Origin of the sequence: Pristimantibacillus sp. PTI5 (assembly GCF_048572955.1) — a bacterium.
Taxonomy (GTDB): Bacteria; Bacillota; Bacilli; order Paenibacillales; family Paenibacillaceae; genus Pristimantibacillus.
The window spans coordinates 2,799,954-2,810,324 of record NZ_CP183886.1; the positions used below are offsets into that span (position 1 = coordinate 2,799,954).

A 10,371-nucleotide genomic window follows, 5' to 3' on the forward strand; every position below is an offset into this window, starting at 1 on the left:
CTGCTTTCCGATCGGCGTCATTAAAAATGTCACATTTAAGCAATTGACTGTACAAGAATGCCCGGAGTAAAATGTTACATGCTGAGTAAAGTTATCGGTTTATCCAACTAAGAAAGAAGGCGAGCCAGCAGCATGCAGATCAGAACCTATGCCATCTGTTTTTATATCATCATGATTTACTGGATTTCCTCTCATATTCCTTCTATGCATTCCTTGTTTTTCCCTACGCTGGGCGCCTTCAGCCTGCTCTTCATCTCGCGTCCGTTCGAGAAAGCTGAAGTGAGCAAAATTGCCTTGGGCGCCGTCATTTCATCGCTTATCGGATCTGTATTCGTTTATTGGAATCCCGGCGTGCTGTCCCTGCTTCTCACGCTCTTGAGCGTTCTATATCTAATTAACAAATTCAAATGGAATGCGCCTCCGATATTGGCCGTTTCGCTCATTCCGTTCTTTACCAAGCCGTCGTTATTATGGGTCATTCCTTTATCCGTCTGCGGATCACTTCTCGGCTTGCTGCTTACGCTGTCAGCCGCGGCTTACGTAGAGAAAAAGTTCGGCGCCGTTTCGCTGCTTCCAAAAAGAGCCGCCAAAGCGGAATCCGATTCCGCCATGTAATCAGCCCTTCCACTCCTCCGGCAAAAGCCGCTGGTACTGCGGCTGTAAATACCGATCGTCTATGAGCACGAGCGTCCCGCGATCGGTTTCCGAGCGTATTAGGCGGCCGCCCGCCTGCAGCACCTTGTTCATGCCGGGAAACACATACGCGTAATCGTAGCCGCTCTTGCCCTGCTCGTTAAAATAATCCTTCAGCATATTCCGTTCGACGCCTAGCTGCGGCAGCCCTACGCCAACGACGATCACTCCGATCAAGCGGTCTCCGGCCAAATCAACGCCTTCAGAGAATACGCCGCCCATAACGGCGAAGCCGATCAAAGAATTCCCGTTACCCGCTTGAAACGTATCCAGGAAGCGATCCCGCTCCTCCTCTGTCATATCCGGTCTTTGCAGCAGCACTTCCGCACCTGAAGCCGCGCCCGACGGAACCGACCACTCCATAAGCTCCATATACGTCTCGTAAACCGCGTTCATGTAAGCGTACGATGGAAAAAATACAAAATAATTGCCCGGGCGCTCGCCCATGAGCTGCACAATCAGCTTCGCAATCGGCAGCTTCGATTCATCGCGGTCATGATAGCGAGTCGACAGCGGCTTGACCATTACGTTAAGCTGATCCTTCGAGAAAGGCGAGGGTACCGCCAGCGTATAATCATCCTCTCCCGCCCCCAGCATGTCCATGTAATAGGAAACCGGCGAGAGGGTCGCAGAGAAATAAATATGCGACCGGTAGCCTTTCCCCATCTGCTTCAGCAGCTGCGAGGGGTCCAGGCAAAACAGCTTCAGCCGGACATCGCTTTTCGAGAGCTCGGTGTATACGACATAGCGGTCATCGAACAGCTTGGCTGTTCGTATAAAATTTTGCGCCGCAAAATAAGTATCCAGCAGCAGCCCGCCGCCGCTTACGCCGGCCGCAAGCGCCTGTTCCGCGGCCGATGCGAAGGCATCGACAAGCGCGGCCAGCTCCTCCGGCAGCTGCCGCTCGACCATGTGAGGCGCGCCGTCGCTGCTTTTGCGCAGGGCAATGAAATAATCGTTCACGGCCTTCGCCGTGCGGAAGCCCTCGCCATGCACTCCTTTAAGCTCGCGCTGCAGAGCCAGGAACGGTGCCTTCGCCAGCTCTGCCGAGAACATCTCCCTTGCCCGGTCGACCAGATTATGCGCCTCGTCCACAAGCAGCGCCGTCCGCTTCTTCATCTCCGCATATTGACGCTTGAAGGAGATGCGCGGATCAAATATATAATTATAATCACAGATAACCGCATCCGCCGCATAGGCCAAATCCAGCGAATATTCAAACGGGCATACGCGATGCTTATGGGCATAGGCTTCAATAACCGGCCTTGTCATCACCGTTTCCTGTTCCAGAATATCCAGCACCGCGCCGTTAATCCGGTCATAATACCCCTCTGCGTAAGGACAATGCTCCTTCTCGCAGCGCACCTCCTCCTGGAAGCAGATCTTATCCTTAGCCGTTATCGTCACGGCTTGCAAATGCAGTCCTTTGCTCTTCATAAAAAGCAGCGCGTCCTCGGCCGCGGCTCTCGTCGTCGTCCGCGCCGTCAAATAATAAAACCGCTGCAGCATACCTGCACCCATCGCTTTGATGGCCGGATAGGTCGTTGATATCGTCTTCCCGATGCCCGTAGGCGCCTTCGCAAACAAACGCACGCCCTCTTCAATCGACTTATATACCGCGCCCGCCAGCTTCCGCTGCCCCGCCCGGTAAGTCTCAAACGGAAAAGCTAGCCCGCGGATGCTCTCGTTCCGGGCCTGTTCATGCCTTCGGCGCTGCCGGACGTAAGGGGCATACCGCGCAGCGATCTCATGGACATACTGCTCCAGCTCGGCGAAGCTGATCTCACGCAAGAAGCGCCGCTCTTCCTCCGTCTCCGTCTGCACATAAGTCAGCTGCACGCGCATCGCCTCCTGCCCATGCTCCTTCGCATACATATAGGCATAGAACAGAGCCTGCGCCCAGTGTACGGGATAGCCGTCATCCGTTATTCGCTCCAGGTCGCCGCCGGTCGATTTAATCTCATCCACGGTAAGCAGCGGCTCTGTTCCGAGCAGCCCGTCGCAGCGCCCGTCAAGCGTAAACACCAGCTCATCGACCGCAATCTCCGCCTTTACATAGACCTCCTTCCGGTCCTCTTCCCCATAGGTCCGCTGTACTCTCTGATGTGCTTTCGTTCCCTCGTGCATCGTATCTATCGCATTCAGTCTTACGTCGATGCTTCCGCTTAAAAACACGTATTCGACCAAATGCCTCACCGATATCGTAACCGTATCCTTATTTAGCATAATCTCTTCTCGATCGCTCCCATAAAGAACATTTGTTCCTCAATTGTACCACAAGCGCCGTATCTAATGACCAGCCAGACAAAAGAAGCACCTTCAAGTCCATTTAGGCAAATGGACTTGAAGGTGCTTCTCTATCTTTAGTTAAGGAGCCGTATCGTCCTGTGAATTAAAGCTCTTCGGTTTCTTCCTCAGGATGGTTGCCAACGCCGTTCAGCAGGTCCGTGCCGTGAAATTCATCGCCAGGGGATGCCGGATCGACCGGGCTATCCTTCGCAATGACGTCCGCATCCGGAACAGCGGCAAGCTCCTCTGAAATTTCCTCAGCGGTATCCACCTCGTCATACGATTCGATTGCGGCCGGAATATGCGACTCATGCACATGGGCGTTCTCGCGCGGATGCTGCTTTGACAGGAGCTCCGCTGCATCCGGTACAACGCCTTCCCGCGTCTCTTCCGTAAACAAACCGAAGGAAGGATCGATATCTTTTTCCGTTGCCAGACTGTTCGAATGCTCTTTATCGCGTTCGCGAGCGTTATCCATTTTGATTACCTCCTTAGACGTATCTATCCTATATTACCCACTACCCCCGTGATTCTAATCAAAAAAAGTAGTGCAGTTTTTGTCGAAAAAAAAAGGAGCCGCCGCAAAATTGTCGAACCCTAAACGAACCGCAACCCTAGCGTATACGGTTATTGCTGTCATTTAGCGGTAAAGCTGGTATTGTTGCGGCGAAAGCTATGAACCCGCTATGTCGAAAAATCTATAGATGCTTATATTTTGAAATGGAGGCGATTATGAATAGGCCGCATCTTCACAGCTTGCTGATCACCTTAAATTGGAACCGGTTAATCCTCAATATTTTGTGGGTTGTTTCCATTTTCGTGTTTGCCTTGCAATTGCTTATTTATGAAGTTATCGCACCCTTGGTGCCTTCTTTTACGCCAATGAATTATTTATCCAAGGACATGCTCATACCCGATACCGTGTTTTTGTTTATCATGGTCATTCTCGAGCTATGCCACCGGTTTTATCCGAGACGGTCAGAGGGGGCGATCATTTCCGCCTCCATGGCATTATCGTTTATGTATTTTCATTTCCTCAATGATCATTTTGCGGTCGCGCCTATTGTGCTGTTGTTTCCGCTGCTTATTTCGATCATCTATTTCAAAAAAAAATATTTGATTATTTGCCTGGCTCTCAGCTCCCTCGTCCTATATGGCACCTACTATTATGCCGAGCATCGGACAACATCGGATATTGTCGAAATGCTTATCATGTTTTGTTTTATGTTCATTGCCGCTTTTACCGGACTTGCGGTAATCCGCCGCGGAAGCGAGCTCGTTGCACAGCTTGACATGGTCCAGCAGTCCGAGCAGGAGCTGCGTATTCAGACGATTCTGATGGAGCGTATGGTCATGATCGACCCGCTGACGGGCTTGCACAACCATAAATCGTTCCATGAACATTTCGAGGAGCTGCTGGCCGATCAAAAGCTGCATCCCTTCCCGATACAGATCGCCATCATCGATATCGATAATTTCAAGCAGGTCAACGATACGTTCGGGCACTGGGCAGGCGATATCGCGCTTAAGCAGGCTGCAGCCTGCATTGCAGCCCATATTAGCCGCAAAAGCTTTGCCGCCCGCTATGGCGGCGAGGAGTTTGTCATCCTCTTGCAAGAAGACGGTATTGAAGCCGCTTGGCTCATCATTGAAAAGCTAAGAAAAGCGATTGCGGGCAGTCCCATTCCGGAAATGAACCACCGCCATGTGACCGTAAGCATCGGCCTGCATGCGGTTGCGGTTGGCGAAACGAAGGAAAATGCCTTCCAGCAAGCCGATCAAGCGCTCTATGTCTCGAAGAGCGAGGGAAAAAACCGTACGACGATGCAATAGGCAAAAAAGAAACAGGGCTGTCTTTCAAGGGATTAACCTTGAGAGACAGCCCTGTCCCTGTTAACCGGCGTTTCATGCGAAGCCGCAATCGTTAATAACACGCCAATATCGCGATAGTCGCATTATCCTGATACGGTCTCTCCTGCGCAAGCACATGCTTTACAATAAATGCGGCTGCCTCATTAGGTGTGTAGCGCATCGCATCCTCCAGCAGCTCGACCGATAAATCGTCATACAGCCCATCGCTGCATAAAATAACCCAATCTCCCGCCAAGAGACGGATCGGGATCTGATTCGCATTCACTTCCGTTACCCTCGGAATCCCTAGATAACTGGTTAATAAATGGCGTTCCGGATGCGTATCCGCCTCTTCCTGCGTAAGTTCGCCGGCGATTACCTTTTCCTGCAGCCGATTCGCATAAATATGGTCCTTCGTTAAAGCAAGCAGCCTGCCGCCGCGGTACCAGTAGATGCGGCTGTCCCCAGCCGATATCCAGTACAGCTTATCCTCATGAATAACAGCGGCAGCCAGCGTCGTGCCTACGCACCATTCCAGCTCATGCTCCAGCGCAAGCTCATACACGGCTTTATTGGCGAGCTGCAGCGCCTCCGCCAACGCCCGCGGCACGGATTCCTCCGTTTTTTTCTTCGTATATTCATCCAGCATGGTAAGCGATGCAAGCTGGCCCGCTTCCTTGCCCATCTCGTAACCGCCCATCCCGTCCGCGAGTACCGCCAGCATGCCGCGACGTTTGATCGCCTCCGTATCCTCATAAGATGAGAAACAATACGCGTCCTGCTGCTCCTCGCGCTCTCCGATATGCTGCGCAGAGCCGGCCATGACATGAATAGCGACAGAAACCGCAGGCTCCCCCTGCGCTGCTTTTAGCGTTTCGACAGCTGGCTGCGAAAGCTCCGCGGATAGCCCGATAACCATCTTCTCCCCTGTCTCTTGAACCGTTGCTGCATCGCTGCCAGGCTTGCCTTTCCGCTGATTACTAACCATATGGAATAGAAAGACTGCTGCCAGGATCACAGCCCCGCCCATAACGATCCAACCCAGCACCAAGCTTATCCTCTCTGCCTGCTGCCCGTTCCACAACCAATCCGGCTGCGCTGCCGGCATCCACTTAACCGCAGCATAGGCAGCCATCAGCAGCACCCAAATCAGCGCTAATCCTTTGGCTCCTCTATTCACGATCCGATCACCTCCGCCTTGTGTACAGCTTGCCATCCGGCTTAGCGTACTGCTGAGATCCCGCCCTAGATGCTCCGCGCCGCCAATGGCCTTCATCTAAAATCATATTGAGAGGAGCAAGCTTTTATGTTTGCGTCTGCGCAATCCTCTTGCCGGAAGCCGGCTTTCCACCCGTCATTACCCCCTGAAATTGACAAAATTCGACGAATCTATATAAAAGCTTTACGTAAGGAGTGAATCACGATGGTGAATAATTACAAACGCTTCATTCAAAACCAATTCGAAAAAGTAAAGTCTACCGCTTCTGAATTCATTTCTTCAAGTAGTGAAGAACAAGAAGATAGCGCTATTGAACTCAATCCGCAATATTATGTCGAGCTGAAAGCAATCGCCGATATGCAGCATACAACCGTGCAAGCGATCGTCAATGGAATCGTTGTCCAATACCTGGCAAGCCTCCCATATGAAGCAACCCCCGTCTCAGTGGATCAGAAGGAAGATAACCCGCTTCTATATTTGGATGGCATTTGCAAACTAGAGGATTAAGGAGTGCTGACAAATGGATCACCACTTGAACATTCAGGATACGGTTTTTCTGGATGAAACAGCTTTAGCCGCTTTAATGAACCCTGAAGACCCGCGTTATTTGAAAGCCCGAACCTTGTTTCTGGATTTGCATGATCTTGAACGCAATTACGTGACGACCAATTCCATTATATTTGGCCTTCACGAATGGCTTCGCAATGAATACAGCTATCAGCAGGCGGAATACTTTCTGAATGCCATTGATAAGGCAGTAAGCAAAGGCAGGCTGGAGGTCATCTCCAGCGGCCCCGAGTTTGAGCTGGAATCGCGCAGACTGCTTATGGACAGGCCCGAGCTCCGCTTCTCGCTCAGCGAAGCATTCACGGCTGTGACGATGTCTTATTATCAAGTAAAACGCATCTTTACTTTCAACCGCAATTACATGATGCTTGCTAATTTGGATAAGGATATTCGAATCATTCCTTCCAATTAATAGGCTTATTTTCCTTGAACATCAAAAATGCTTATGAAAAAAAGCTCCGCACGGGTGCGGAGCTTTTTGCTTTGCCGATTTATTTTTTCACGATATCCTGTACCGCTTTGTCGAATTTATCAAGCAGCTGGTCGCTTGTAATTTGCTTGCCGAGGTACTCCTGCATAGCCGCACCCCATTGCTGCGTGATGCCGTCCGGGAAGCGGTCCCAGTTCCAGCCTTTCACTTGATCAGGGCTTGCATTCGCGAAAGTAGCGAAGTCGCCGCCGATTTTGCCTACTGCTTCTGGATTTGGTTCGATCGAAGACAATGCCGGTACAAATTTAAAGTCAGTGGAGATGAATTTTTTACCTGTTTCCGATGTAACCATCCAGTTCAAGAACGCTTTCGCTTCTTCCACTTGGTCGGATTTGCTGTTCACGATCCAATTGTTCGGCACGCCTGTAAATACGTTCGGTTTGCCTTGAAGCGGCACAGCCATCATACCGAGGTTAAGCGCCGGATCGATCTCGTCGATCATGCCTTGAATCCAGTTGCCGTGCTGAATCATTGCGTATTTGCCAGCCGCAAACTCTGCTACCTGCGTGTTGTAATCCGTTGTCAACGCATTGTCTTGGCCGTTGGCGAACATAATGTCCACCAGGCGTATCCATTGCTTCATGATCGGGTCGTCCTTCAGCTTCACTTTACCCGCTTTTACATCCTCGATGAATGCAGCCGGGTCCGCTTGGTTCGCGAAGGCGATATTCAGCGTATGGATCCCCATCGACCACCACTCGGAAGTGAGCGCAAATGGCGTGATGCCTGCATCCTTGAGCTTTTTGGCAACGGCCTCGAGATCCTCAAGCGTTTGCGGAAGCTCGGTGATGCCCGCTTTGGCAAACAGATCCTTGTTATAGGTGAAGCCATAAGCTTCAAGGTTCATCGGCATGCCGAGCAGCTTGCCGTCACGCGTAATTTGCGCTTTCGACGCTTCTACCAAATCTTTGGTCCAAGCCTCGCCTGTCAAATCGGTAGCTCGGTCCACGTAAGGCTCGAACCCGGCCCAGCCCGCAGAGTTGAAGATTTCCGGCTCTTCGCCGGCAGCAAGCTCCGCTTTCAGCAATGCGCTGTAGTCCTCGCCGCCGCCATGCGTCTCGATTTCCACCTTAACGCCAGTTTCCTTCTCGTACTCGGCAGCCAGTTTCCCAAGCGCCTCGGCAATCTCGACTTTAAATTGGAACACTTTAATCGTAACGTCCTTCTTCGGAGCTTCCGTGGGCTCCTCTGTCTTGCCTGCATTGGCAGCTTCCGTTGGCGCATTTGTTGCGTTTCCGCCGTTGTTGTTGCTGCCGCAGCCGCTTGCCAGAACGATGAGCATAATAGCCGCTAACATAAGAAAGGAAATTCTTTTCATCTTATGACCTCCCGCAAATTTTATATATGATTCTGTTTTGTAACGCTTACATCGTCATTATAATTGTGCAACTAGCTGGCACAACACCGAATATATTGCACTAATAGGTGTAATATGTTGATAACTTCCATATATTCAGCATTAATTTTATCCTTTTACGGATCCAGCCGTTATACCTTCAATAATATGCTTTTGCAGAAATAAGAAAAAGATAATGATCGGAATCGTGCTCAGCGTGAGCGCTGCCATAGCCAAATCCCATTTGCGCAAATATTGGCCAAAAAACTTCTGCACCGCCAGCGGAATCGTTGTCAGATTATCATTAATAACCAAGACCGGAAGTAAATAGTCGTTCCAGATCCACAGCACGTTCAGGATAATGACCGTCACCGTAATCGGCTTCAGCAGCGGGAATACGATTCGCCAGAACACGCCGTAAGGAGAGCAGCCGTCCATCACCGCCGCCTCTTCTACCTCGAGCGGAACGGACTTAATGAAGCCGTGATACAGAAACATCGATAACGATATGCCAAAGCCCATGTAACAAATTACGATACCATATAGATGGCCGCGAAGCTCGAATAGGGAAGTAATGCGCATGAGCGGCAGCATCACCGATTGGAACGGAATGATCATCGCGGCGACTAGCACCGTGAGCAGCATCTTGTTGAAGGTCGTTGGACGGCGCACCAAGCGGTAAGCCATCATCGAGCTAATGACGACGAGCAGCACCACGCTGATTGACGTCACCATAAACGAATTGAGGAATACCGTCGGGAAATCGATGGCCACCCAAGCCCGCTTAAAATTATCCAGTCCCAGCTTCTCCGGAAGCGAGGCGGCATTGAGCAGAATGTATTTGAGCTCTTTAAACGAGTTCGTGAGCAAAAAGTAAAACGGTGCCAGAAAGATTAGCGAAACCGCAATAGCGACAAGCTCCAGCAGCAGGATGAGGGGAGTGTAGCGCTGTCTGTTTTCCATTATGCCTCCACCTCTTTCTTTTTCGTAATCCATACCTGCGTGACGGTAATCAGCGCGACCCCAAAGAAAAAGATCATTGCTTTTGCCGTGCCGAGGCCGTAACGGTTGTTAACTAGCCCCTCGCGGTATACGTTGAGCGCGATCGATTCCGTCGCATTGCCGGGTCCGCCGGCGGTGAGCGACAGGTTAAGATCGAACATTTTGAACGAGTTGGAGGTCGTTAAGAACAAGCAAATCGTAATCGCCGGCATGATCAGCGGTACGGTTACGGAACGCAGCAGCTGCCACGCGCCAGCTCCGTCGATCTTGGCAGCCTCGATTAAATCCTTCGGCACGCTGATCATCGCCGCAATGTAGATAATCATCATGTAACCTGCCGTTTGCCAAACGAATACAATCACGATTCCCCAAAAGGCCGTATTCGGCGTACCGAGCCATTGTAAATTGAAGAAGCCGATATCCGTTGCTTCCCCGATCGCCCGGAAGCCCCGCACAAAGATGAAGTACCAAATGTAGCCGAGCAGCAATCCCCCAATGACGTTAGGCAAAAAAAACACCGTCCGCAGGAAGTTGCGGCTCTTTAGGTTGCGCGTCAGCAGCAGCGACAGCAGAAATGCCGTTACATTGGTGACAACGACGGCCGCAGCCGTAAATTTAGTCGTAAACCAGAACGCGTTCCAAAACCTAGTATCATCGGTGAAAATTTTTATGATATTTTTCATTCCGGTCCATTTCGCGTTGCCGAGATCCATCCCGTTCCATTCCGTAAACGTGTAGTAAAAGCCCATCACGAACGGCGCAAGCACAATCAGTATAAAGGCAATTAGTCCCGGGCCGACAAACACGGTTTGCTGGGCCCATTCGGTCCATTTGATTTTTTTGGACATCCTCTCGTCCCCCTTCTCTTTCCCCTGACGGAATATAGCTGTTTTGATATACCCAGTATAAAACCGATGGCCGCCA

The 10,371-nt window shown here is 50.9% G+C and carries 10 protein-coding genes; 4 read left to right on the plus strand and 6 right to left on the minus strand.

Annotated features, from left to right (window positions below; translation table 11 throughout):
* The first annotated feature begins 132 nt into the window (after positions 1-132).
* Positions 133-615 carry a hypothetical protein gene (locus ACN6MW_RS12575; protein ID WP_364152018.1) on the plus strand — a complete coding sequence of 161 codons (483 nt, stop codon included), beginning with the start codon at positions 133-135 and terminating at the stop codon, positions 613-615.
* Here ACN6MW_RS12575 and ACN6MW_RS12580 read toward each other — a convergent pair whose 3' ends face one another.
* Both ACN6MW_RS12580 and ACN6MW_RS12585 read right to left on the minus strand, forming a co-directional pair.
* The gene (locus ACN6MW_RS12580) at positions 616-2,919 is read right to left on the minus strand and encodes a helicase C-terminal domain-containing protein (protein ID WP_419875699.1); all 2,304 of its coding nucleotides are present in this window, start codon (positions 2,917-2,919) and stop codon (positions 616-618) included.
* 166 nt (positions 2,920-3,085) lie between these two features.
* Entirely contained in the window at positions 3,086-3,460 is a 375-nt protein-coding gene (locus tag ACN6MW_RS12585) for a hypothetical protein (RefSeq protein WP_419875700.1), read from the minus strand.
* 254 nt (positions 3,461-3,714) lie between these two features.
* On the opposite strand from ACN6MW_RS12585, the gene ACN6MW_RS12590 reads away from it, so the two are divergent.
* Positions 3,715-4,815, plus strand: coding sequence for a GGDEF domain-containing protein (locus tag ACN6MW_RS12590; RefSeq protein WP_419875701.1), 1,101 nt, complete (start codon positions 3,715-3,717; stop codon positions 4,813-4,815).
* A gap of 91 nt (positions 4,816-4,906) precedes the next feature.
* On the opposite strand, the gene ACN6MW_RS12595 is transcribed toward ACN6MW_RS12590, so the two are convergent.
* Entirely contained in the window at positions 4,907-6,013 is a 1,107-nt protein-coding gene (locus tag ACN6MW_RS12595; RefSeq protein ID WP_419875702.1) for a PP2C family protein-serine/threonine phosphatase, read from the minus strand.
* 243 nt (positions 6,014-6,256) lie between these two features.
* On the opposite strand from ACN6MW_RS12595, the gene ACN6MW_RS12600 reads away from it, so the two are divergent.
* The gene (locus tag ACN6MW_RS12600) at positions 6,257-6,559 is read left to right on the plus strand and encodes a hypothetical protein (protein WP_419875703.1); all 303 of its coding nucleotides are present in this window, start codon (positions 6,257-6,259) and stop codon (positions 6,557-6,559) included.
* A 13-nt stretch (positions 6,560-6,572) separates the two neighbouring features.
* Positions 6,573-7,031 (plus strand): hypothetical protein, encoded by a 459-nt coding sequence (locus ACN6MW_RS12605; RefSeq protein WP_364152036.1) that lies wholly within the window; start codon positions 6,573-6,575, stop codon positions 7,029-7,031.
* Between the two features lie 79 nt (positions 7,032-7,110).
* On the opposite strand, the gene ACN6MW_RS12610 is transcribed toward ACN6MW_RS12605, so the two are convergent.
* The 3 genes from ACN6MW_RS12610 to ACN6MW_RS12620 all read right to left on the minus strand — a co-directional run bounded on the left by ACN6MW_RS12610 (position 7,111) and on the right by ACN6MW_RS12620 (position 10,295).
* Positions 7,111-8,427, minus strand: coding sequence for an ABC transporter substrate-binding protein (locus ACN6MW_RS12610; protein ID WP_419875704.1), 1,317 nt, complete (start codon positions 8,425-8,427; stop codon positions 7,111-7,113).
* 147 nt (positions 8,428-8,574) lie between these two features.
* Positions 8,575-9,408, minus strand: a complete 834-nt coding sequence (locus ACN6MW_RS12615; protein ID WP_419875705.1) for a carbohydrate ABC transporter permease — start codon at positions 9,406-9,408, stop codon at positions 8,575-8,577.
* Positions 9,408-10,295: a carbohydrate ABC transporter permease gene (locus ACN6MW_RS12620; protein WP_419875706.1), complete on the minus strand. Its 888-nt coding sequence runs from the start codon at positions 10,293-10,295 to the stop codon at positions 9,408-9,410. Before ACN6MW_RS12620 ends, ACN6MW_RS12615 begins: the two co-directional genes overlap by 1 nt.
* Positions 10,296-10,371: the final 76 nt, after the last annotated feature.

Excerpts from the sequence above, each read along its gene's own strand:
- ACN6MW_RS12575 (WP_364152018.1), top strand. The coding sequence starts at position 133 with ATGCAGATCAGAACCTATGCCATCTGTTTTTATATCATCATGATTTAC.
- ACN6MW_RS12580 (WP_419875699.1), bottom strand. The coding sequence starts at position 2,919 with ATGCTAAATAAGGATACGGTTACGATATCGGTGAGGCATTTGGTCGAA.
- ACN6MW_RS12585 (WP_419875700.1), bottom strand. The coding sequence starts at position 3,460 with ATGGATAACGCTCGCGAACGCGATAAAGAGCATTCGAACAGTCTGGCA.
- ACN6MW_RS12590 (WP_419875701.1), top strand. The coding sequence starts at position 3,715 with ATGAATAGGCCGCATCTTCACAGCTTGCTGATCACCTTAAATTGGAAC.
- ACN6MW_RS12600 (WP_419875703.1), top strand. The coding sequence starts at position 6,257 with ATGGTGAATAATTACAAACGCTTCATTCAAAACCAATTCGAAAAAGTA.
- ACN6MW_RS12605 (WP_364152036.1), top strand. The coding sequence starts at position 6,573 with ATGGATCACCACTTGAACATTCAGGATACGGTTTTTCTGGATGAAACA.
- ACN6MW_RS12610 (WP_419875704.1), bottom strand. The coding sequence starts at position 8,427 with ATGAAAAGAATTTCCTTTCTTATGTTAGCGGCTATTATGCTCATCGTT.
- ACN6MW_RS12615 (WP_419875705.1), bottom strand. The coding sequence starts at position 9,408 with ATGGAAAACAGACAGCGCTACACTCCCCTCATCCTGCTGCTGGAGCTT.
- ACN6MW_RS12620 (WP_419875706.1), bottom strand. The coding sequence starts at position 10,295 with ATGTCCAAAAAAATCAAATGGACCGAATGGGCCCAGCAAACCGTGTTT.